Source organism: Maribacter sp. C-4077 (assembly GCF_055378385.1).
The window spans coordinates 451,187-472,824 of record NZ_AP038807.1 but is presented as its reverse complement, the minus strand read 5'-3'; the positions used below and the strand labels follow the sequence as shown (position 1 = coordinate 472,824).

The window sequence follows — 21,638 nt, the reverse complement described above, 5'->3', positions numbered from 1 at the left end:
CATTTTCCATGAGTACAAAACGCTGGGCATCGATTATATTTGAGACTGCATTTATTCGCACCGCCAAAGGGTTTAATACACCAAGGCTGGACTCGAATTAAAAGTTCTTTTTCAAAGAATGCCTCGAGGGCTTGCCCCGAGGTAGTTTACTTATAAATTGATAAATTAATGAACTGCTTTATGAAATTAAGAGTATTACTTTTCCCGATTCTTTTTAGTTGTTTTTTTGTGGTCTGGAGCCAAGAAGGTCACCCGTTGGAAGGTAGGTGGAACCTCACCATCTCTCAAGAAGGTACTGATTTGCCAAGCTGGTTGGAGGTCATGCATTCTGGAAACAACACTTTAATTGGTAGGTTTACCTATGCTTTTGGAAGTGCGAGACCGGTAGCCGAAGTCAAAAAATTTGGGGATGTATTCCAATTTCAGATTCCGCCACAATGGGAACCTGGAGCGGCCGATATGGAATTTCAATTTGAAATGATAGGTGAAGGATTGGAAGGAACCATGGTATATACCAATGGTAAAACCTATTCTTGGACAGGACAAAGAGCACCAGAGTTGCCTTATTATGATGACCAAAAAATGGGCAAGAAAATAGACCTGTTCAATGGAAAAAATCTAGATGGTTGGGAGATTAAAGAAGGTAATCAATGGAAAGTGGTTGATGGTATCTTGACGAGCAATGCATCTGGGGTGAATTTGGTATCGAAGGAAAAATTCAAGGATTTTAAAATACATGTGGAGTTCAAATATCCAAAAGGTAGTAACAGTGGACTTTATTTAAGAGGAAGGTATGAGGTCCAGATTGCGGACAATATTGGACTGTCCCCGGCGTCGATTTATTTTGGGGGCGTATATGGACTACTCACACCCAATGAAAACGTCGCCATGAAAGCAGGGGAGTGGCAAAGTTTTGATATCACGTTAATTGGCAGAAGGGTGACTATAGTTGCCAATGGCAAAACGGTCATTGACGGACAGAATATCCTGGGAATGACCGGTGGCGCTTTGGACAATCATGAAGCCGAAGCAGGCCCCATTATGATACAGGGTGATCACGGTCCCATAGAATTTAAAGCTATCGAAATTACACCGATAACAGCGAAATAGGTAAAAGTAAAAAGCCTCCAACTAAAGGAGGCTTTTTTTATGCTTCCCAATCCAACTGGGATATTATTTTCAATGCTTTTGCTTCTTCGTCCTTATGTACATATATTTCCGAGATATGGGGCAAAGGTGTGCCAAAACCCGCTAGTCTGGCCGACTCACTTTCACTTTTGACAATCGGGCTTATATCATTTTTCTGTAATAATTGTTCCACACGGTTACTTTCGTTGACATTTCCTCCAAATACTTTTATATAATCCGATTCCATATTCTTATTTGATTTAAAATTTTAATCAAACTTGTCCCCCAAAGGCGCTTATAACAATTATTTTACAGTACCGATTATAGCCTTTAAGTGTTCATTAAAATTACTTAAAGTTCCACTAAGAACCGATATCTGCTCCTTGGCTTCGGACCAATTCTTCTGTTCTATCGCTTCCCGAACCCCAGGCAGGGTTTTCACCCCATAACCCGTGTAAAATCCTGGGGCATAAATTTGATGTTTGAACCAGGGCCTTCTGGGCAATCCATCTTCTGAAGTAAGCTTGTGCTCGGCATCCATCAACAGCGCATTGAGTTTCTCCTTTTCCGCCTTGGACAGTTTATGTAAATCAATGGAGCTATACGCATCAATGGTTGATTTTAGTTCGCTCAGCACATTTTGTAGCGGAGAAAAGTCCAAATAGGGAACAGGTTCCTTTCGCTCAGGGGCTTTAATGTTCTCTCTAGGATCCAAAGCCAATTCGAACGCATTTCTGTCGATGAGTTTATTATGTTTTTCTACAGATGTACGCATTTTTGAGGTTTCTTCCATAATCTCCTCCAAATAACCGGATACTGTTTTGTACCATGCGGAAAAATCCAAGGGAATAATATCCGCATTGGCCAATCGTAAGGTAATCCTTCCGGCGGTGTTGGCGAGGGCAACCCCATAGGCAAACTCGGGATCTTTAAATCTTTTGTAATGGGGATAGGTGTCGTAAATGGTATGGTATTCGCCTCCTTCGTTTTCCCCACCAAAACCTAGATTCAACGAAGCGATACCGGCATGTTGGATAAAGGGCGTATAATCAGACCCAGAACCTAGGGCATAGAGTTCAAAAGTATCGTTGCCACCGTTTACCATATCCCTGGCTATCCTCCGTTCCTTGACGGAAACCTTTGTTTGAGGATCCGTAACCGCTCCGGCAACCTCGCTTACCATCGATTGCAGGGAATGTGAACCTCCCACGCCCAAAAAGCCGCGGCCATTGCCATCGGTATTTATATAAGCTACCACTTTTTCCTGAAGTTCCTTTTTGTGATCCTCTACCCATTCCGTAGAACCTATAAGTCCAGGTTCCTCCGCATCCCAAGCACAATACACCAAGGTTCTCTTAGGTTTTTGTCCTTTTTTTGCCATTTCCCCTACGGCACGGGCTTCTTCCATAAGGGCTACCATACCGCTTACGGGGTCATTGGCACCATGTACCCATGCATCATGATGATTTCCCCGTACCACCCATTGATCTGGGAATTCAGTTCCCTTCATGGTGGCAATAACGTTGTGTGCTGGAACGAGTTGCCAGTCAAACTTCAGCTTCAAATGGACTTTGGCCTTTCCCGGCCCAATGTGGTAGGTGATGGGCAAACCACCACGCCAAGATTCCGGGGCAATGGGCCCCTCCAGAGCTTCCAATAAAGGTTGTGCGTCTTCATAGGAAATGGGCAACACCGGAATTTTGGTAATCGTGGGAGCCTCCTCCTTCGTTAGCCTTTTGGCATCTTTGGTAGCGCCATAACCAGGGGTCAGAACATCTCCCGGATATGTGGGCATGTCCATTACGGAACCACGCTGTACTCCCGTCTTATTTTTGAAGGCACCCTTTGGATATACATCCCCACGTCCATAGCCATCATCTTGTGGGTCCGAATAAATGATACATCCAATCGCCCCATTTTCGGCGGCCAGTTTTGGTTTAATTCCGCGCCAACTTCCCTGGTATTTTGCAATTACAATTTTACCCTTTACGCTGATACCCAGTTTTTCAAGTTCCTCATAATCCTTGGGAATACCGTAGTTTACGAAAACGAGTTCGCCTTCCACGTCACCATCCGTTGAAAAGGCATTGTAGCTGGGCAGTAGGGCATCACCTTGGGCAGTGTAGGGGTCGCCCTCCACAGGAACCGCTGTCAGTTTTGCTTTATACTGCGTAGGTTCGGTCAACTCCAAAACCCTTTCCGTGGGATAAGGGAACAGGACATGGTAGGTTTCTATTTTGGCGTCGTATCCCCAAGACTTGAATTGGTCCCGCATCCATTTGGCATTTTCCTCACCAAATTTGGTGCCTACCCAATGGGGTTCGGCACTCATTTTCTGTATCCAATTGTCAATGTTGGTGGCCTTGAGTTTTTCTTCAAAGGCTTTTTCAAGTGCCTGTTGTTCGATGGCACTTTTTTCGGAAAACCCCAGGATTGAATTTTGGGCATTTCCAAACGAAACAAAAATGAACAGTAGCAATAAAGTAATGGTATATTTCATAATGGTGTTGATAGATATTCTGAGAAAGTTACCTAATAATTTTAGAATTTTCAATAGGGTTGCAAAGAAGAAGCGAGCACTACTCCAGATGTATCGTTTTTCCCGACTTGGAGCTATCAACCGAAGCCTGTAAAATTTCCATGGCAATCATGTTGTTTTCCAAGGTATACGGACCATATCTCTCCAACACCAAACTTCCGTTGATTACGGCAGCCAGTACCGAAAAAGGGTCATCGTAAGGAACTGGCCTGTCCTTGAAGAACAGTGTTTCCTCAGTATAAGAACTGTAGCCTGTAGAAAGTCTAATACGCAACTGATTGGCATTCTCAGAATACAGGGCGCCCGTTTCGCCATAGAGTTCCATATCCTTTCTTCCAATGGGCCAATTCCATGAGGGTTCCAGAATTGCCATGGCAGTATCATAGGTGATAATTATGGTGGCATCATCGTCTACATTTGGATTGTTTTCGGGTTGTAGTTGTTGGGTCACTGCAGTCACGGAATTCGGCTTTTTACCTTTCATCAACCAAGTCATTAAATTAGCCCCGTAGCAACCAAAATCCATAATTGCACCACCACCGTTTAGATCGGGATCCGTAAGCCATTCCAGAAATTCCTTGGAAACCCCAATTTTCTTGGGGCCTTTGTGCCCGTCCCTGATGATTGCTTTTCGTAGGCCACCAATTTTACCTTCCTCTAAAAGGCTTTTTGCCTTGAAATTGGTCTCGTACCAAGAGGTTTCATAGTTTGTCAACAAATGAATACCATGTTTGTTGGCCAAGGCTTCCATTTTTTTTGCATCTTCGAGACTAACGGCCAACGGTTTTTCTACCATTACATGAACCCCTTTTGGGGCACAGGCTTCCACTACGGAAAGATGATCTTTTATGTTGCCGAAGGCCGCTACGGCATCCGGTTTTGCAGCTTTTAGCATTTCATCCATACTATTGTAGACGATGTCCATGGAGAAGCCATATTGTTCGGAAAGTTTTTGGGCCAATTCCCTGTTTTTCTCGTAAATACCCACCATGTTGATATCCGATTTATGTTCCCTGCCTAAAATCCATCCGACGTGTCCGTGGGTAAGACCGGCGATACCTAATTTTAAAGGTTCTTCTTGGGCGGATAAAGAAACGTATAGAAGCAGAGAAATAATTATCACAAATGCAGTTTTCATATCGGTATGGCTTTTCCCCAAAGATACCAAACTTAAATTGAGCTTATGATAATTTAATTAACAGACCTGACAGGTTTCGTAAACCTGTCAGGTCTAACATTCATGATGGTTTTTGAAATCCTATCAAAATTAAAACTCCATCGGTACTTCCATAATCAGGAATTTGGCATCGTTCAATGCCTGGAACGTTATAGAGTCCGCATCCCAAATCCCAAATCCGTCCCTAGCATTTAAGGTTGTGCCCTCGACACTCACCTCGCCTTCCAAAACAAAAATATAGGCCCCGTTTTCTTCGGATTTTAAAGCGTAGGTTTCCGATTGCCCTTTGTCAAAATCGCCCATATGGAACCATGCATTTTGATGTATCCATACACCTTGGTCCTCCGGATTTGGGGAGAGGACCTGATAAAGCTTATTTTTCACCTTTAGGTCGGATAGCGAAATCTGGTCATATCTGGGTTGCACGTTTTCTTTATTAGGGATGATCCAAATTTGTAGGAATTTGACCAGCGAATCCTTATTGTTGTTGAATTCACTGTGTTCCACGCCGGTACCTGCGCTCATGACCTGAATATCACCTTCCCTAATTACCGTGGAATTGCCCATGTTATCCATGTGCTTCAAATCGCCTTGCAAGGGTATGGAGATGATTTCCATATTGCTATGTGGGTGCCTCCCAAATCCGCGACCTGCAGCCACGGTATCGTCGTTTAAGACCCTCAATGCTCCAAAATTCATGCGATTGGGGTCAAAATAATTGGCAAAACTAAAACTGTGATACGAATTCAACCAGCCATGATCGGCATGGCCCCTGCTGTCCGCTTTATGTAATATCGTTTTCATGTGTTAATTTTTATTGTTTTTTATAGGTCACATGTAATTCTCCATCCCAATAACTTTTTGGACATGTCGGTAGGTATCAAGGCTTGTTATGGCTCATTTTATGTGTAGTTATTTTTCACCTTAGTCGAAAAAGTATCGTTTTTTTTACAATGTCCATTACTTCTCGATACCTCCGTTCGGCCCCTTTTTTTGCTTCTGGTCAAAAATTTGTGTTTTTAAGTAGGGTGCCCACAAATTAGATTGTTTTCTTGTTGAAGATTGATTTCACGATAAAATTAATGATCGATTTTTTCGTTTGGGGATTGTAAAGTACAAACAAGAATTTAGGCTATGAAATTTAAACTTTTTCTTTTGTTTTTTTGCTTAAACCTTTCCGTTTCCTTTGGACAAGATTTTAATAATGCCGCAAAACATGTTGGTGCCGGAGTGGTCATTGGTGGAGTAGGTGGCTATACCGCCCACAAAATCTTTCCTGGCCAACGGGGCTGGACCTGGGCAGGTGCCGTTGGCTCGAGTTTGGCCGCCGGTCTTGCCAAGGAAACGTATGACAAGTCCAATTCTGGTTTATGGCAAACAGATGATGTGTTGTATACCACACTGGGCGGGGTAATATCCGGACTGGCCTTGGAACTCTTGTTTAAAAATACATATCGTAGAAATGGTCGCTCCGGAAAGGGATGTGGTTGTCTTGTTGCTGACGGTTCAAACAATGCGACCCCTATTTTTATACCTGTTGTTTCGGAAAAAAGCTCGAGAGATATTCAATCCCAAATTCAAGTATCCTTCTTTTTGGAATAAGAAGTTGTTTTGCCTTTTCTTTAAATTGAATAAAAATAGACTTTTTGTGTCTCCCAGGTATCGTTTGGCATCTTTATTCAAAAGCTACACGGGGCTATCTATTAAAAGCTGCGGTCTATTTCTTGCTCCTTAGCCCTGCCATGCAGATAAAAAAGGGTTCTATATCGTTTTGTGGGGGAATGGTTTTAACAATTCGGAGCCAATCTAAATCAAAACGGATTTTTTATTTTTCTTTCCTTCATTTTTCCTTGATGAAAAACGAAGCAAAAAATCAAGACGGGACGAGGAAATTGCTGCGCACCGCTCGCTTAGGGGCTTGCATGCGTCGTGCTTTGCACCGCAATTTCAGCCCGTCGCTCTCTATTTCTGCGCCCCGCCGTTCCAAACCCGAAAACACAATCGAATCTACGACCATCATAAGATTACGCAAGGTCACCGCCGGAGTTATGAATTTTATCGGGCCATTAAACCCTTAATTTCTATCTGCCATCCGCAGGAAGGTTTGATTCAATTCAAAAAATTTGAACCACTTCTAAGGTTTTATAAAATTCCCCTCGCCTTGATTTCAAGGTATTTGTTGATGGCCTTTATGGTCAGTTCTTCAGGTTTGGTCAAAATGGTCTGTATACCATACTTTTCCAGTTCCTTTTGCATCAATTTTTTATCCAGGGAGAACTTTTCTGCAATGGTTTTATGGTAAATGGCCTGCATATCCTCGGCATCGGTATGGATAAGTTTTTCCAATTCGGAGTTTTCAAAGAAGATGACCACCAGTACATGTTTTTTTGCCATCGCCAAGAGGTAGGGCAGTTGTCTCCTTAGTGCTGAAATATGCTCAAAATTGGTATACAGCAACAAAAGGCTTCGGTGGGTTATCTTTCGTTTTATGTGTCCGTAGAGCAATCCAAAATCGGAATCCGTAAAAGCGGTGCCAATATTGTACAGTTTTTCCAGTATGGTGTTAAGGTGGGTAATCTTTTGAACGGCCGGTACATAGGTTTCAATATTTTTTGAAAACGCGATCAACCCGGTTTTATCATTTCGTTTGAGGGTCACATTGGAAAAGGCCAGACAGCTATTAATGGAGTAGTCCAAGAGTTTTAATTCGTTAAACGGCATCTTCATCACCCTTCCCGTATCAATGATGGAATAGATGGGCTGCGATTTTTCGTCCTGATACTGGTTTACCATCAATTGATGTTGTTTCGCCGTTGCTTTCCAGTTCAAGGTTCTAATATCGTCCCCTTGTACATATTCCTTTATCTGCTCAAATTCTTGGGTATGCCCTATTCTCCGAATCTTTTTTAGGCCGATGGTCGTAAGTCTTTTGCTGATGGCCAAAAAATCAAATTGCTGCATCTGTATGATGGAGGGATACACAGGCACCATTTGGTCTTTTTGAAAACTGTATTTTCTTTTGATGATGCGCAAAGGCGAGGAAGCAAAGACAATCAGGTTTCCAAAAATATATTCCCCCCGGTCCACTGGGCGTACCTCATAATCGAACTGTTTTTTTTCACCCTTGATGAGCGACGTTTTAAATTCGAAATCCCTTTTTTGAAATTGAAGCGGCAATTCGTCAATAATGGAAACATAGGTCCTAAATACATATCTTGTTTCGAAGGTGATTTTTATTGGGTTTATGTCACTGTTGGAGAGTTTTTTGGGAAGTTTTCTTTCGGCTTTTATGTTCTGACCCGATGCATACAATAAAAAAATATCAAAAAGAAATAGACCAATAAGCAGTAGCGTCAAAAGCCATGCGATGGGGTAGAGAGGTTTGACCCAATAGGAAAGCACAAAACAGCCCGAAAGGACCGCGAGGTACCTAAAAAAGATGTTATGTATGTAAAAGGACCTTATAAAGTTCATTTACCTAGGTATTTCCACGCTTTCCATGATCATTTGCACGACATTCTCCGTGGACATGCCTTCCATTTCCCGTTCCGGGGTTAGGATGACCCTATGGTTCAAAACCGGAAACATGGCTTTCTTCACATCTTCCGGGGTAACAAAATCCCTGCCGTTAATGGCCGCAAATGCCTTGGCGCTGTTCAAGGCGGCAATCGAGGCCCTTGGTGAACCGCCCAGATACAGATGTGGATGGTTTCGGGTTTTGGCAACGACCTCAGCGATGTACTTGAAAATCTTTTCCTCCACAACCACTTCCTGAATCTGTCCCTTGAAAATCGCCAATTGTTTTGGGTCGAGAATATCCTTTATCAACGTTTGGGGCTGTGACCCCTTGCGTTCGTGGTGGGTCTTTAAAATCAAGATTTCCTCCTCTGTTTTTGGGTAGTCTATTTTAATCTTAAAAAGGAAACGGTCCAATTGCGCTTCGGGTAGGGCATAGGTTCCCTCTTGTTCAATGGGATTTTGAGTGGCCAACACCATGAACGGGGCCGCCATGGGATACGTAGTGCCGTCCATGGTCACCTGCCGTTCCTCCATGGTCTCGAACATGGCCGCTTGGGTCTTTGCGGGCGCCCTGTTTATTTCGTCGATCAATATGATATTCGAAAATATTGGACCTTTTTTAAACTCAAAGTCGGTAGTTTTTGCATTGAATACGGATGTCCCCAGGATATCACTGGGCATAAGGTCTGGCGTGAATTGGATCCGACTGAAATCGGTTTTCAGGGTCTTGGCAAAGAGCTTTGCCGTAATGGTCTTGGCAACCCCGGGAACACCTTCAATCAAGACATGGCCATCCACCAAAAGTGACACGATCAAGAGTTCTATAAAGTTTTCCTGACCTACGATTACCTTGGAGAGTTCCTGTTTGATGTCGGCTACCGCCTTTTGCAGCTCGGCCAAGGGAATCCGGCTGTCAAAACCAAGTTCTTCCTTTTGCTCCTCGTTATTTTCCATCATTTTTAGATTTAAATTTCTGAATCAGATTATTGAGTTGTTTGAGTTGATGTTCCGATACTTGGTCGCTCGATCTTAGCTCGTCCATCAGCTTAAAAAGTGACTTGGTATCGGCAAGGGAGTTTCCGCTTCGCGCCGATACACTTTTGTAAAATTCCTCCTCCTTGGTAACGTTTCCAAGATAGTACCGACTCCTGATATCGTGGAGGAAATAATTGATTTTATGCTCCGCAATGGATTTTGTGTCCCCTTTTTCAAAATACATGTCCGAAATGGTTCGGGTGAATGCAAGCGTCTGGTTTTGAAGCGGTTTCACAACGGGTATGGGGCGTTGCTTTCTTTTTCCCTCAAATATGATGTAGATCAGCCCTCCAATAAGTACGAGATAATAGGCCCATTTCAATTCTTTGGTGTTCAAAAATATGTACATGGGCGAGGTGTAGAAGGACTTTCCACTTTTGTAATAGTTGTCCAAATAAATATGCTCCGCTTGTCCAAAATAGGAAAGTAAACCAGCCGTGTACTCCCTGTTGTCATCCTCCAGAATAAAGTAATTGGTAAAGGCCTTGGGAAAGGTGGATAGTATAATTTCTCCTTTACCGAACGGACTTTTTATGGCCGTTACATCCCTGGATTTTTTATCATTTCCCTCCTCGAGTAGTTCCACGGTGGCCAATGCGACGGAGTTAATGGTGTCGATTGCTTCAAAGACGGTCACAAAGCTTTCCTTTTTATACGCATAGGTTTTGCAACTTTTTAAGTTAGGATTTTCCAATCGATGTTCCTGATCCTGGGTCACCTCAAAACCGGCATATCGGGTTCCGAGTTCAAATCCTAACGTGTCCCTAAGGGTTTCCTCAAAACCTTCAGAAGCAATGAACAAGGTATTGCCTTCTGCGGTCCATTCCAAGAGTCGGTTCAGCTCGGCTTCCTCAAAAAATACGCCATTGTTCACAAATGCATAGATGCCTTTTTTGGATGGCATATCCGCCAAAAACTCGAAAGGAGGGACATGGACCTGTTGCACTTTTTCCTTGAAAACCAAGTTTTCCATCAAATCATTTAGAACAAAAGTACCGTAGGGAATTTTGTGGGTACTTACATAGGACTCGAACCAATTTATGGTCTTTGGTTTGTTGTACTGCAAAAGCAGCAACCCGGCAACCAGGATTACGGCGGTCACTATGTAGGAAATTCCTTTTTTACGCATTGGAGACCTGTTTTTTTAGCGCAATAAAGGCATTGGCCACACGGTTGTATTTGGTTTCGTCCAATGGAAAATCACCGTACCAAATGTAATTGTAAAAATTTGTGGTGGTTTTGAAGGCATCCTTTAAACCCGTTGAGTTTATTTCAGTTAGGTAGTCTTCGTTGGTTTTCTGCAACTCCCATTGAATGATTTCCTTATCGGTCATCAACCTTAGTATCCATAGATAATTATAGCGTATCGCAAGCCTGTAATTCTTTTCGGCCAAGGCTTTTTCGATCAAGGACTCTATGTTCTCGTTCTTGATGATTTGCTCCTCTTCGGACAGATGCACCAAAGAATTGTTGTTTTTAGTATGGATCAAGGAACGCGCATGCACGTTCAGGAAAAACTTGATCAGGATAAAAATCAGGATTCCCAAAAGGAGATACGGGAGAATTTGAAGAAAGGCATTGAAGGCCCCGGTGGCCTTTTCGATGCCGAAAATCCACTCGAACAACTTCATGAATATCCTGCCTAACCAATTCTTGAAAGAAATCCACCAATCCGGAGCGCTCTTTTCAACGACTTCATAATCGAACTTTGGGTTGTCCCGAAAGGACTCCAAATCAGAATCGCTTATGATTATAGGAGCGATTTCCATGGTGTCGTATTGTACGACCAAAGAATCCTGCTGGGCCAATAGAAAATCGGTCAGAAATAAAAATAGTACCAATAGGACCCGTTTCGGCATATTATTCTTCGGCTGTTTTTCCTAGATTTTCTATTTGTTCAAAGGTTCCGGTGAAGTTCTTTTTCTCGTTGAGGTTGAAGTAAATAAGTGCCAGGGAAATGATGCTGATAAGGTTCAACAAAAATTGGGCTACGGTACCTATGATATTAAAAAGTATATATATAGGGTCTGTGGTCATTTCAAAGACGTTTTCGGCGTCCACCTCCCCCGAAAGAATGCCCATTTTTGCCCATTGATACACCACCGCGGGCAGGGAGAAGGCCAAGGCCGCTATATATAGGATAATCCCGATGACGAAGATGGTGGCAAAGGATATCCACCATTCGTCCTTTACCAACTTAAAACTGTAGCTATAGGAATCCGATGCGCCCATTTTATCAAAGACCATGATGCTGAAGGACAGTGCCAAGGGTACGTAAAGATAGACTCCTGGTAAAATACAGATCATGAGGCCTACTAGTATGGAAAGGCCAACCATGATGCCCAATCCTATAAAACTCCAGAAGCTTCCGTAAACCTCTTTTCGTATGGTATTGAAATCTGTGGTGCCCTTACCATTGGTGTAGGATTTTATGTAGTGCAGTACCGTAGATTGTGACATGGTGTACAATACGATAATCGATAGGACATATACAAGCCCAACCACGAAAATGGTGGCAATGCTTGCCGCGCCGCTTTCATTTTGAAGCATAAAAGTGAAACCATTCCCAATAAAATATAGGTAGGCTACTAGGGCAACGATCATCGCAGCAAGGAAGGGGCCTACAATTTTGAAAAAAGTACTGAAAAAGGGTTTGAACTCGGCCCTAAGAAAAGCAAAGGTGTCCGAGATAATTTCCCCAAGATCCCGCTGCTTTTTGAACTCAATGTAATTTGGCTTCATGTAATCTATGTCTTTTGTTTATTTGGTTTGGGTATATAACGTAGTAGAAGAGAATTAGTGCAAGGGACCCTAAAATAATCAAGATGGCCAGCCAGTCCGGCATTTCCGTGTGTCTGGTTACAAAACCTTCCAGGAAACCCGCGACTACAAAAAAAGGAATGGTACTTACCATGATCTTAAGTCCATTTTTGACCCCTCTTTTAAAGGATTCCAGTCGGGTAAAGGTGCCGGGGAACAACATACCGTTGGCAAGGACGAGACCGGCGCAACCAGCGATAATTATGACCGATATCTCAATGGTGCCGTGGATCCAAATCGTACGCACTGACTCCCACAGCAATCCTTTCTCGTAGAAAAAATATTGAAAGCTGCCCAGCATGATCCCATTCTGTAACATGACCACCAATGTACCTACGCCCAGCATGATGCCGTATACAAAGGCAATCAAGGCTACCCTAATATTGTTGATGGTGATTCCCAGGAACATATTGAACTCACCCATTTGCTTGTAAACCGCCATGGGGTCGCCCTTTTCGATGTTTTCAAGGGTCATGTTCACATAGGCATCTCCCAATATGGAACGGACAAAATCCCCTTCATTTGCAGCCGAATAAGCACCTACAAAGGAAAAGAACAGGAACACCAGAAAAGCGATGAGCAGCTCCCGGTGATGGTTTTTGAACATTAGGGGGAATTCCGTTTTCCAAAAGGTTATGATGCGGCTTTTGGACTCCCTTTTTGTCTTGTATATTTTTTGATGTGCCTGTGAGGCGAGGGAATTGAGATAAAACTCGGTATTGCTCTTAGGGTAGAAGGTTTTGGCGTAGCTCAGATGGTCCGTAACCTCTATGTATAAATCGGACAATACATTTGGGTCCAGATTCGTTTTGTTAGCCAAGGCGCTTTCAAAAGTTGACCATTTGTCCTTATTTTGCTTTACAAAGGCGGCTTCGCGCATTGACTACTTGGTTTATACCAAAGAAACAAAAGAATGGAACAATTTCAAATAGAAACAGCCCAAAATATAAGCATTGCCCAAAATACGGCACACCTTGGCGACCGCATCTTGGCCTACATTATTGATACCCTTATCATCGTTATTTATTACGTGCTGATGTTTTGGCTACTATTGGCCTTGGATGTGGAACCGGGCGATTCTTGGGCCATTTATTTGCTCATGAGCCTACCTGCCTTTCTGTATTATTTTTTGATGGAGACCTTCATGGACGGGAAAACCATAGGAAAGCATTTTATGGGCATTAGGGTGGTCAAACTGGATGGAACCAAACCCGGATTTTCCAGTTATTTTATCCGATGGATACTACGGATGTTGGACATTACCTTGACCTCCGGCGGTGTTGCCGTTTTTACCATTTTAATACGCGGTAAGGGACAACGCGTGGGGGACATTGCGGCGGGAACTACCGTAATCAGCGAAAAACGAAGGGTGTTCTTGAGGGATACGCTTTTACGGGACTTGCCCTCTGATTATACCCCAAAATTTCCTCAGGTTACGGTCTTTAAGGACAATGAAATGCAGACCATCAAAAATCTATACGATAACGCCCGAAGAAATGGAAACCACAAGGTAATTTTATCCCTGAACAACCGAATAAAAAAAGTCACGGATATAACCAGTGATTTACAGCCCATGGAGTTTGTGGACATCGTTATCAAGGATTACAGTTATTATACGCAGCAATTGTAGAAGTTTCTTATGTTAATTTCTGATCAAAGAAAATTCCATCTATCTTTTTGTAGAGTTTGCATTAATCGAAAACTAAGTTTAGAAAAGGGTATTATTTGTAGTCTTACAGGTCAAGAACCAAATTTTGAGAATAATTGCCCAACCTATGAACTTGATAATAATGAATTGGCAAATTTAAAAGATAGGTATGAAAATGAAATAAAAGATCAATATCCTAAATCTGGTTTGAAAGGAGCCCTCTCAGAATTTGAGTTCAAAAGAGTTCCAAAGGTTTTATTCAAAAGATTTGCTATTCCGGAAAAAACTTATGGATTTGAAATTAAAAAGGACAATAATAGAGATAAGTCTTTAATAGTGATTTCATGGATAGTTATTTTGGTTTTAGTTTGGGGTAATTTTAAAAATGATTTGGCATGGGATTTAACTTCGATGAATGTTGTAGCCATGCTAATAATTTTTATAGGTTCGTTTTACTTTGTTTATAAAGGTTATTTCTATGAATACCCTACCTTAATCAAGATTCATCAAAATGGAATTGACAATCGTGGTGACTTTATTTATTGGTCGGATATTTTGGATTATGGAATAATCAATGGCAAAGGCGATAGGTCTTCAGAAAAGGAAATTTTAATTGTAACAATTTCATCCGGATTAAAAAAGATAAGCGTTTCAGAGTTGAATATAACACAACTTCAGTTTGTTGAGATTCTTCAGCATCACAAAAATAAATTTTCCTAAAATCAAATGCTTTACTCCCTTATCGACATTCTAGGAACCATTGCCTTTGCCATATCAGGTGTACTGGTGGCCATGGACAAGCGATTGGATGTCTTTGGGGTCTTTATCATCGCATTTGTGACCGCTGTTGGTGGAGGTACGCTAAGGGATGTATTGATTGGGAATACGCCCGTAGGCTGGATGACCCAGCCCAATTATACAATTATTATTATCGTTACCGTGATCTTTTCGATTGTTTTTGCAGGAAGGTTGAAACACTTTAGAAAATCCCTGTTTCTTTTTGATACCATAGGAATAGGTCTTTACACAATGATCGGAATACAAAAAGGACTGGACGCCGGGTTGTTGCCCATCATGTGCATCGCATTGGGGACCATGACCGCTTGTTTTGGAGGGGTTATTAGGGATATTTTGTGCAATGAAATCCCCGTTATTTTCAGGCGGGAAATTTATGCGACCGTATGTATTCTAGGTGGCGGTATCTATTTTTTAATCCTTCAATTTCCCGTGAATCCAGATATTCCCTACATCACGGGAATTATCTGCATCATAGTTTTGCGCCTTTTGGCAGTGAAATTTAAGATAGCCTTACCCAGTATTTATAGGAAATGAGCGTTTATTCGATAACCTCCGCTTTGGTGATGTAAATATTCTGTTGTGGCCAATCACCCTTGCCAACGGGTTGGGCATTGATTTTGTCCACTACGTCCATTCCCTCGATTACTTTTCCAAATGGTGTGAAATCTCCATCCAAATGATAGGAACCTGGGTCCGTTACCACGATAAAGAACTCGTAAGGCGAAGCCAGTTTGTGCGGGTTGTCCATTTCGCTACTGGGCATGGAGACGGTGCCCCTGTGATGGCTGTACCCTTTTTTGGTGTCTGGCGGAAGGAGGTATCGGCCAATGTCCCATCGTTTGTCGGCCGTTTTTTGATCGTCTGAACTGCCCCCTTGTATTATAAAATCCTTGACGACCCTGTGGAATTGGGTATAGTCAAAATAACCTTTTCGGGTCAAATAAATAAAGTTGGCCTTGTGATAGGGAACATCGTCATAAAGTTGGATTATGAAGCTTCCAAACTTTGTGGTCATTTTTACCTTGTTGGCTTTTAGGTCTTTTTGATAATCGAAGAAAAAATCGATGGCATTTTCTTCGGTAAGTTCAAAAGTATCTTCTTCTACTTCCGTAGTTTCTTTGGCCGCAACGACAGTAGAATCCACATCTTTTATTTCTTTTTTCGATGGGGTTTCAGGCTTTTGGGGCGTATCTTTACACCCTATAAATGGAACCGTAAGAATTATAAAAAAATAGTAGAAAGTCTTTAAACGCATGGATTTCAACTTTTTTGAACAACGGATTTCAAAAATAAAGGATTTACCGCTCCCGGGCGAAATTTCCCATTATAAAATGGCGCCCCAGGAAAGGATAAAAGAACTTATGGAAGGCAGGTTTCCGAGAAAAAATCCAAGGAAAGCGGCGGTCATGGCGCTTTTTTATCCGGATTTGGGAAACCGGACGCAGTTTTTGTGCATCTTACGCAAGACCTACGAGGGTGTCCATTCCAACCAAGTGGCATTTCCTGGAGGGAAGGCGGAAAAGGAAGATGGGAACCTAAAGATCACCGCCCTACGGGAAACCTATGAGGAAGTTGGTGTGAACCCAATGGATGTGGAAGTGGTAAGAACACTATCTGAAGTGTATATACCGCCCAGTAATTTTGAGGTGCAGCCTTTCATCGGTCTGTACAAAAAACCAAAGCCTTTCAAGCTACAGGAATCTGAAGTGGCCTCAATTTTGGAAATTTCCCTGGCCGATTTTTTGGAGGATATCAACCTGACCACAAAAAAAATGAAGACCTCCTACGCTGATGAAATTGCCGTACCGGCCTTTAAACTAAACGATTATATTATTTGGGGGGCAACGGCCATGATGTTGAGCGAGATTAAAGATCTTTTGAAGCAGGTGTTATAAGTGTATTTAGTATTTTAGCAACTATGGGATTGTTTAAGAAAAACCCTTTTGGGCATAACCTTTTTCTAAAAAAATGGCTGATACGGATATTAGGTCTAATGTCCCATCAAAGGTATAAGCGATTTAACAAGTTGGAAATCGACGGCTCCGAAATTATTCGAAGCTTGCCAGATACCAATGTACTTTTTGTGAGCAACCACCAGACCTACTTTGCCGATGTAGTGGCCATGTTCCATGTGTTCAATGCCAGTTTGAGCGGTAGGGAGGATTCCATCAAGAACGTAGGATACATTTGGCAGCCAAAGCTTAACATGTATTACGTGGCCGCGGCCGAAACAATGAAAAAAAGCCTATTGACCAAGATTTTGGCCTATGCAGGCTCCATTAGCGTGGAAAGAACTTGGCGTTCCGAGGGAAAGGAAGTAAACAGGCAGGTAAAAATGAGCGATATTTCCAATATTGGCATTGCCTTGAAGGATGGTTGGGTAATTACCTTTCCGCAGGGTACGACCACTCCTTGGAAACCCCTTAGAAAGGGCACGGCCCATATCATTAAAAAGTTCAAGCCCATTGTAGTACCGGTCGTCATTGACGGATTCAGACGCTCTTTTGATAAAAAGGGACTTCGGGTTAAAAAGAAAGGCATTTTACAGTCCATGGTCATCAAAGAGCCCTTGGAAATCGATTACGATAACGAAACCACGGAATCCATCATAGAAAAATTGGAATATGCCATAGAGCAACATCCTTCTTTCTTAAAGGTCATTCCCAAGGAGGAGTTGCTGGCCTACGAAGAAGAGAATAAACAACGTCGTTGGCGAAAAACCAATTAAATTTCCAGCTGTTTAAGTTCCCGATAGTTTTTGTTGAGTTTTCTTAGCAACAGACCGTATAAAAGAAAGTACACTCCTCCCATGAATAGGGTAAGAACTATACCAAAAATCCCAACAGAAAACATAAGGGTAAGTTTTAATTTTTCCGGAGAAATGTTGTCAAGTTTATACTTCAAATCTGGAAATGCACTTAGAACATTATCGCTTAGGGCGATACCCACAACCATAATCAATACGTTTACCAACACCATGGAAAGTGAAAATATGACATAATGCTTCACCGTTCTTCTAGTTCGAATGATTTTACGCATCAAATTTTTGGAACTGTCCAAAACTGAAATCTCTTTAAAACGCTTGTAAAACTGGAAGATGAAATAGAAAATAACCGCATAAGTCAAAGCAGAGGCCCAAAATAAATATTTGGACACTCCAATCTTTTTATAAACTTCCATTCCATCTTGCATTGAAGGTAAGAGATAGAGCAAATGGGGTACGGCAAACTCCAAAATACTGATAATCAATATCCACTTGACTATGGAAGAGGATTTCTTCCAAATCATTTTATGAATATCCTCATAGGAAAGTTTGGGCAGGTTTACTTCCTTTTTCTGCCAATCCCTCTTTAATAATTCCAACTCATCCGTCATAACCTAGGGGTTCAAAATGGTTCTTAATTTTGTTTTGATACGGTTCATCTTTACGCGGGCATTTACTTCCGTGATACCGAGTGTTTCCGCTATTTCCGTATAATTTTTATCTTCCAGGTACATAAATACCAAGGCTTTTTCAATATCGCCCAATTGCCGTACGGCCTTGTACATCAGTTTTAACTGCTGTTCTTCCGTTTCATCATATTCATCGGCCTTTATCTTGAATAAGACCGATTCATAATCCTGTGTATCTATTCTTCTTTTGGATTTCCTGTAAAGGGTAATCGCGGTGTTCAACGCTACCCGGTACATCCAAGTACTGAACTTGGATTCTCCCCTAAATTTGGGGTAGGCCTTCCATAGTTGAATAGTAATTTCCTGAAACAGGTCGTTGTGCGACTCCCTATCATTTGTGTATAGCGTACAAACCTTGTGGACAATATTTTGATTGGCCTCAAGCTCTGTCACAAAACTATGTTCCAGTTCTTTATTCACAAATGGTTGGCTGTTGTTAAGCTATTAGTAGTATGTAATCAGCTTTTGTTACAGTATGGGTTGAAAATAAAATAACAGAGACCGTCTAAAAAAGTAGTCCCGCATGTCATATGAAGCTTGTCGAAATATTCTAACCTACTGAAATTAGCAATCGGTTTCGACAGGCTCACTCTGACAATAAGGCAAATAAAACTTTTTAGACAGCCTCTTTTAATAACCCATTGATACTACTTTCTATAATCTAGAGCAGGCTCCCTATCGCCCAAAAGTGGGATGTATTTGAAGTCGGCTCCCCGTTTTTCCTGAAATTCGGCCTTGGCGGCGTCCACTAATTTTTTATCGGAAAAAATATCGATAGCGGTCAAGGTCAGGGTCTTTGCGGCGACCATCATGCCTTTTTTTCCAATGGAAGTACCGCCCGCGGCCACGGCCTGCCAGCTATGCGCCGGTGTTCCGGGCACCCACGTGGCGGCGCTCATTCCTACGGTTGGCACGGTAAAGCTTACGTCGCCAACATCCGTGGAACCTCCCGGTTTTGCTTCGGTTTTGTAGGGTTGGATATTTTGGGCAACACTGATATCGGCCTGATCCTTGCCTAGGGATTTTGCAATTTTATCGGCAAATTCCCTTTCCTCGGGGGTATAATCAAAACCACCCACTTCGGTCAAATTGTCGAACATTACTTTCTGTAAGGTTAGGTTGGGCAACAATTCATGGGTACCCCCGATCATTTCATAGTCCATGGTAGTTCCCGTTCCCAAAGCAGCTCCTTCGGCAGCTTTCACGATCCTGTCAAAAATATCGATGACCACATCCCTTTTTGCATGGCGCGCATAGTAATAGACTTCGGCAAAATCTGGAACTACGTTGGGCGCCTTACCACCAGAGGTTATAACATAGTGAATTCGCGCATCAGATGGGACATGCTCGCGCATCATATTGACCATCATGTTCATGGCCTCTACACCGTCCAAAGCGGAACGACCCTGCTCAGGAGCGGCCGCTGCGTGTGCAGAAAATCCATGGAAACGAAATTTGGCCGATTTATTGGCCAAAGCGGCCCCTGCGTTCGATGCATTTTGTGCGCCAGGATGCCAATGAAGCGCAATGTCTACATCGTCAAAAAGTCCGGCCCTAACCATGTACACTTTTCCGGATCCCCCCTCTTCGGCCGGGGTTCCATAAAAGCGTATCGTACCCTGTTTATTGTTGACCACCATCCAGTCCTTTGTAGCAATGGCTGCAGCGGTGGAAGCGGTGCCGAACAGGTGGTGCCCACATGCATGACCTGCTGCACCTCCGGCCGATTTTTTCTCGGCCACGGCCTCTTGCGATAGACCGGGGAGTGCATCATACTCGCCCATAATGGCCACGATAGGGCTACCGCTGCCATACTCGGCAATAAAGGCCGTTGGAATGCCCGCTACGCCGGTTTCAATTGTGAAACCTGCTTCTTCCAAGGTTTTTTGTAGTAATGCGGAACTTTTTACTTCCTGGTATCCCATCTCTGCCAGGTTCCATATTTCCTGCGATATTTCTCCGTAGGTTTCGCTTTTCTGATCCAAGGATTTCAATACTTCCTTTTTGGTTTTTTGGGCGCTCAATGTGAGTACGGAGGTACACAGAACGATGAACATAATCGTAATTTTTTGCATGCTGGAGTGATTTAGTTGAATTAGTCCTTAAAGTTACTAAAAACGCTATATTCTTTTCTATTCGAAACCCGTTTGTTTAATTTTGCAACTTACTTTTTGAATATGAACATACCTCGTTCCAATAATCCTAGAGTTGTCATCATTGGTGGGGGCTTCGGTGGAATTTCCCTGGCCCAAAAACTTCGGAAGCAAGAAGTACAGGTGGTACTTTTGGATAAGAACAACTACCATACCTTTCAACCTTTGTTGTATCAGGTATCCACAGGCGGATTGGAGCCGGATTCCATTGCCTATCCCCTGCGTAAGGTGTTGATTGGATATGATAATTTCTTTTTTAGGCTCGCCGAGGTAACAGAAATACTTCCTAATAAACAGTTGTTAAAAACCACCATTGGCGAGATTTCATACGATTATTTGGTGGTCGCTACGGGTTCAGAGACCAATTTCTTTGGCAATACGGAATTGGAGCAGCATGCCATGGCCATGAAGTCCATCCCGCAATCCTTGAATCTAAGAAGCCTCATTTTGGAGAACTTTGAACAGGCACTGCTCACGGATGAATACCACGAACGTGATGCGCTCATGAACTTCGTCATAGTAGGAGGCGGGCCTACCGGGGTGGAACTGGCGGGTGCCTTGGCCGAAATAAAAAAAGGTATCCTGCCCAAAGACTATCCCGATCTGGATACACGTAGGGCACAGATAAATTTGGTTCAAGGAGGAGACCGACTTCTAGATGCGATGAGCGAAAAGGCGTCCGAGAAGGCCGAGAAATTTTTGGAAGATCTGGGCGTACAGGTTTGGAAAAATGTGAGGGTAACCGGATATGACGGCAAAACCGTTCGGACCAAAACCGATTTAGTCTTCGAGACCGCCACCTTAATTTGGGCCGCCGGCGTAAAAGGGGCCACCATAAAGGGTCTGGATGCCAAGGAACTGATTGCTGGTGGTAATAGACTTTCGGTCAATGAGTTCAACCAGGTGATTGGATTCCCAAATATTTTTGCCATAGGCGACATTGCATGTATGCAGACCGAAGAGGCACCTAGAGGACATCCCATGATGGCGCAACCTGCCATTCAACAGGGCAGGAAATTGGGCGAAAATTTGATACGACTAATAAACGGAAAATCGCTCGAACCCTTTATTTACAAAGACAAAGGCAGTATGGCAACGGTTGGGCGTAACAAAGCGGTCTGCGATTTAAAAAATATTCGATTTCAAGGTGTCTTTGCCTGGTTCGTATGGATGTTCGTGCATTTGTTCTTTTTGATAGGCTTTAGAAATAGGGTAGTGGTGTTCGTGAATTGGGTGTATAATTATATCCGATTTGACCGGGAGGCCCGACTCATTATCCGACCGTTTAAAAGAAACTACGATCAGTTCAGGGATTGATTTTCAACGGGCTGCGTTAAATTTTTCATAAGTTGGGAACTCTAAACGGGA

22 protein-coding genes are annotated in these 21,638 nt (G+C 42.7%); 8 read left to right on the top strand and 14 right to left on the bottom strand.

Annotated features, from left to right (window positions below; all coding sequences use genetic code 11):
- Positions 1-180: 180 nt before the first annotated feature.
- A complete protein-coding gene (locus ACZ41C_RS02085) occupies positions 181-1,110 on the top strand; it encodes a 3-keto-disaccharide hydrolase (protein ID WP_464563976.1) in 930 nt (309 codons plus the stop codon).
- A 37-nt stretch (positions 1,111-1,147) separates the two neighbouring features.
- Here the strand turns inward: ACZ41C_RS02085 and ACZ41C_RS02080 are convergent, their stop codons facing one another.
- The 4 genes from ACZ41C_RS02080 to ACZ41C_RS02065 form a co-directional block, all read right to left on the bottom strand.
- Positions 1,148-1,375 (bottom strand): putative signal transducing protein, encoded by a 228-nt coding sequence (locus ACZ41C_RS02080; RefSeq protein WP_272637759.1) that lies wholly within the window; start codon positions 1,373-1,375, stop codon positions 1,148-1,150.
- Between the two features lie 57 nt (positions 1,376-1,432).
- Complete coding sequence (locus ACZ41C_RS02075) at positions 1,433-3,628, bottom strand: transferrin receptor-like dimerization domain-containing protein (protein WP_464563974.1); 2,196 nt, start codon at positions 3,626-3,628, stop codon at positions 1,433-1,435.
- 79 nt (positions 3,629-3,707) lie between these two features.
- On the bottom strand, positions 3,708-4,805 hold the full coding sequence (locus tag ACZ41C_RS02070) for a Gfo/Idh/MocA family protein (protein ID WP_138259214.1): 1,098 nt from the start codon (positions 4,803-4,805) through the stop codon (positions 3,708-3,710).
- 129 nt (positions 4,806-4,934) lie between these two features.
- Positions 4,935-5,648 (bottom strand): pirin family protein, encoded by a 714-nt coding sequence (locus tag ACZ41C_RS02065; protein WP_464563972.1) that lies wholly within the window; start codon positions 5,646-5,648, stop codon positions 4,935-4,937.
- A gap of 330 nt (positions 5,649-5,978) precedes the next feature.
- On the opposite strand from ACZ41C_RS02065, the gene ACZ41C_RS02060 reads away from it, so the two are divergent.
- Complete coding sequence (locus ACZ41C_RS02060; protein WP_138259212.1) at positions 5,979-6,446, top strand: hypothetical protein; 468 nt, start codon at positions 5,979-5,981, stop codon at positions 6,444-6,446.
- Positions 6,447-6,986: 540 nt separating this feature from the next.
- On the opposite strand, the gene ACZ41C_RS02055 is transcribed toward ACZ41C_RS02060, so the two are convergent.
- Genes ACZ41C_RS02055 through ACZ41C_RS02030 form a run of 6 tightly spaced genes read right to left on the bottom strand, consistent with a single transcriptional unit; the run spans position 6,987 to position 13,098 of the window.
- Entirely contained in the window at positions 6,987-8,318 is a 1,332-nt protein-coding gene (locus ACZ41C_RS02055) for a DUF58 domain-containing protein (protein ID WP_138259211.1), read from the bottom strand.
- Positions 8,319-9,317, bottom strand: coding sequence for an AAA family ATPase (locus tag ACZ41C_RS02050; protein WP_464565689.1), 999 nt, complete (start codon positions 9,315-9,317; stop codon positions 8,319-8,321). It abuts the gene before it with no gap.
- Positions 9,307-10,527, bottom strand: a complete 1,221-nt coding sequence (locus ACZ41C_RS02045) for a DUF4350 domain-containing protein (RefSeq protein WP_464563969.1) — start codon at positions 10,525-10,527, stop codon at positions 9,307-9,309. Before ACZ41C_RS02045 ends, ACZ41C_RS02050 begins: the two co-directional genes overlap by 11 nt.
- Positions 10,520-11,257: a DUF4129 domain-containing protein gene (locus tag ACZ41C_RS02040; RefSeq protein WP_464563967.1), complete on the bottom strand. Its 738-nt coding sequence runs from the start codon at positions 11,255-11,257 to the stop codon at positions 10,520-10,522. The genes ACZ41C_RS02045 and ACZ41C_RS02040 overlap by 8 nt, the downstream gene beginning before the upstream one ends.
- A gap of 1 nt (position 11,258) precedes the next feature.
- The gene (locus ACZ41C_RS02035; protein WP_464563965.1) at positions 11,259-12,140 is read right to left on the bottom strand and encodes a hypothetical protein; all 882 of its coding nucleotides are present in this window, start codon (positions 12,138-12,140) and stop codon (positions 11,259-11,261) included.
- Positions 12,121-13,098, bottom strand: coding sequence for a stage II sporulation protein M (locus ACZ41C_RS02030; RefSeq protein WP_138259207.1), 978 nt, complete (start codon positions 13,096-13,098; stop codon positions 12,121-12,123). Before ACZ41C_RS02030 ends, ACZ41C_RS02035 begins: the two co-directional genes overlap by 20 nt.
- Before the next feature lie 33 nt (positions 13,099-13,131).
- On the opposite strand from ACZ41C_RS02030, the gene ACZ41C_RS02025 reads away from it, so the two are divergent.
- Genes ACZ41C_RS02025 through ACZ41C_RS02015 form a run of 3 tightly spaced genes read left to right on the top strand, consistent with a single transcriptional unit; the run spans position 13,132 to position 15,198 of the window.
- Positions 13,132-13,848, top strand: a complete 717-nt coding sequence (locus tag ACZ41C_RS02025) for an RDD family protein (protein WP_138259206.1) — start codon at positions 13,132-13,134, stop codon at positions 13,846-13,848.
- Positions 13,849-13,857: 9 nt separating this feature from the next.
- Entirely contained in the window at positions 13,858-14,586 is a 729-nt protein-coding gene (locus ACZ41C_RS02020) for a hypothetical protein (RefSeq protein WP_138259205.1), read from the top strand.
- A 6-nt stretch (positions 14,587-14,592) separates the two neighbouring features.
- On the top strand, positions 14,593-15,198 hold the full coding sequence (locus tag ACZ41C_RS02015) for a trimeric intracellular cation channel family protein (RefSeq protein ID WP_138259204.1): 606 nt from the start codon (positions 14,593-14,595) through the stop codon (positions 15,196-15,198).
- 4 nt (positions 15,199-15,202) lie between these two features.
- Here ACZ41C_RS02015 and ACZ41C_RS02010 read toward each other — a convergent pair whose 3' ends face one another.
- The gene (locus ACZ41C_RS02010; RefSeq protein ID WP_138259203.1) at positions 15,203-15,919 is read right to left on the bottom strand and encodes a peptidylprolyl isomerase; all 717 of its coding nucleotides are present in this window, start codon (positions 15,917-15,919) and stop codon (positions 15,203-15,205) included.
- Between ACZ41C_RS02010 and ACZ41C_RS02005 the strand changes: the two genes are divergently transcribed.
- Together ACZ41C_RS02005 and ACZ41C_RS02000 are read left to right on the top strand one after the other, a co-directional pair.
- Positions 15,918-16,559 carry an NUDIX hydrolase gene (locus tag ACZ41C_RS02005; RefSeq protein ID WP_464563961.1) on the top strand — a complete coding sequence of 214 codons (642 nt, stop codon included), beginning with the start codon at positions 15,918-15,920 and terminating at the stop codon, positions 16,557-16,559. The genes ACZ41C_RS02010 and ACZ41C_RS02005 overlap by 2 nt on opposite strands.
- A gap of 23 nt (positions 16,560-16,582) precedes the next feature.
- Positions 16,583-17,392 carry a lysophospholipid acyltransferase family protein gene (locus ACZ41C_RS02000; RefSeq protein WP_138259201.1) on the top strand — a complete coding sequence of 270 codons (810 nt, stop codon included), beginning with the start codon at positions 16,583-16,585 and terminating at the stop codon, positions 17,390-17,392.
- Here the strand turns inward: ACZ41C_RS02000 and ACZ41C_RS01995 are convergent.
- From ACZ41C_RS01995 to ACZ41C_RS01985, 3 genes are all read right to left on the bottom strand, one after another.
- The gene (locus ACZ41C_RS01995) at positions 17,389-18,039 is read right to left on the bottom strand and encodes a hypothetical protein (protein ID WP_154918623.1); all 651 of its coding nucleotides are present in this window, start codon (positions 18,037-18,039) and stop codon (positions 17,389-17,391) included. The two genes, ACZ41C_RS02000 and ACZ41C_RS01995, sit on opposite strands and share 4 nt — an antisense overlap.
- A 3-nt stretch (positions 18,040-18,042) precedes the next feature.
- Positions 18,043-18,537: an RNA polymerase sigma factor gene (locus ACZ41C_RS01990; protein WP_138259199.1), complete on the bottom strand. Its 495-nt coding sequence runs from the start codon at positions 18,535-18,537 to the stop codon at positions 18,043-18,045.
- A 227-nt stretch (positions 18,538-18,764) separates the two neighbouring features.
- Entirely contained in the window at positions 18,765-20,192 is a 1,428-nt protein-coding gene (locus tag ACZ41C_RS01985) for an amidohydrolase (protein ID WP_464563958.1), read from the bottom strand.
- Between the two features lie 102 nt (positions 20,193-20,294).
- On the opposite strand from ACZ41C_RS01985, the gene ACZ41C_RS01980 reads away from it, so the two are divergent.
- Positions 20,295-21,587, top strand: coding sequence for an NAD(P)/FAD-dependent oxidoreductase (locus ACZ41C_RS01980; RefSeq protein ID WP_464563956.1), 1,293 nt, complete (start codon positions 20,295-20,297; stop codon positions 21,585-21,587).
- The last annotated feature ends 51 nt before the right edge of the window (positions 21,588-21,638 follow it).

Bases quoted from the DNA above. Each gene is read 5' to 3' on its own strand.
- ACZ41C_RS02085 (WP_464563976.1), top strand. From the start codon at position 181: ATGAAATTAAGAGTATTACTTTTCCCGATTCTTTTTAGTTGTTTTTTT.
- ACZ41C_RS02080 (WP_272637759.1), bottom strand. From the start codon at position 1,375: ATGGAATCGGATTATATAAAAGTATTTGGAGGAAATGTCAACGAAAGT.
- ACZ41C_RS02075 (WP_464563974.1), bottom strand. From the start codon at position 3,628: ATGAAATATACCATTACTTTATTGCTACTGTTCATTTTTGTTTCGTTT.
- ACZ41C_RS02070 (WP_138259214.1), bottom strand. From the start codon at position 4,805: ATGAAAACTGCATTTGTGATAATTATTTCTCTGCTTCTATACGTTTCT.
- ACZ41C_RS02065 (WP_464563972.1), bottom strand. From the start codon at position 5,648: ATGAAAACGATATTACATAAAGCGGACAGCAGGGGCCATGCCGATCAT.
- ACZ41C_RS02060 (WP_138259212.1), top strand. From the start codon at position 5,979: ATGAAATTTAAACTTTTTCTTTTGTTTTTTTGCTTAAACCTTTCCGTT.
- ACZ41C_RS02055 (WP_138259211.1), bottom strand. From the start codon at position 8,318: ATGAACTTTATAAGGTCCTTTTACATACATAACATCTTTTTTAGGTAC.
- ACZ41C_RS02050 (WP_464565689.1), bottom strand. From the start codon at position 9,317: ATGGAAAATAACGAGGAGCAAAAGGAAGAACTTGGTTTTGACAGCCGG.
- ACZ41C_RS02045 (WP_464563969.1), bottom strand. From the start codon at position 10,527: ATGCGTAAAAAAGGAATTTCCTACATAGTGACCGCCGTAATCCTGGTT.
- ACZ41C_RS02040 (WP_464563967.1), bottom strand. From the start codon at position 11,257: ATGCCGAAACGGGTCCTATTGGTACTATTTTTATTTCTGACCGATTTT.
- ACZ41C_RS02035 (WP_464563965.1), bottom strand. From the start codon at position 12,140: ATGAAGCCAAATTACATTGAGTTCAAAAAGCAGCGGGATCTTGGGGAA.
- ACZ41C_RS02030 (WP_138259207.1), bottom strand. From the start codon at position 13,098: ATGCGCGAAGCCGCCTTTGTAAAGCAAAATAAGGACAAATGGTCAACT.
- ACZ41C_RS02025 (WP_138259206.1), top strand. From the start codon at position 13,132: ATGGAACAATTTCAAATAGAAACAGCCCAAAATATAAGCATTGCCCAA.
- ACZ41C_RS02020 (WP_138259205.1), top strand. From the start codon at position 13,858: ATGTTAATTTCTGATCAAAGAAAATTCCATCTATCTTTTTGTAGAGTT.
- ACZ41C_RS02015 (WP_138259204.1), top strand. From the start codon at position 14,593: ATGCTTTACTCCCTTATCGACATTCTAGGAACCATTGCCTTTGCCATA.
- ACZ41C_RS02005 (WP_464563961.1), top strand. From the start codon at position 15,918: ATGGATTTCAACTTTTTTGAACAACGGATTTCAAAAATAAAGGATTTA.
- ACZ41C_RS02010 (WP_138259203.1), bottom strand. From the start codon at position 15,919: ATGCGTTTAAAGACTTTCTACTATTTTTTTATAATTCTTACGGTTCCA.
- ACZ41C_RS02000 (WP_138259201.1), top strand. From the start codon at position 16,583: ATGGGATTGTTTAAGAAAAACCCTTTTGGGCATAACCTTTTTCTAAAA.
- ACZ41C_RS01995 (WP_154918623.1), bottom strand. From the start codon at position 18,039: ATGACGGATGAGTTGGAATTATTAAAGAGGGATTGGCAGAAAAAGGAA.
- ACZ41C_RS01985 (WP_464563958.1), bottom strand. From the start codon at position 20,192: ATGCAAAAAATTACGATTATGTTCATCGTTCTGTGTACCTCCGTACTC.
- ACZ41C_RS01980 (WP_464563956.1), top strand. From the start codon at position 20,295: ATGAACATACCTCGTTCCAATAATCCTAGAGTTGTCATCATTGGTGGG.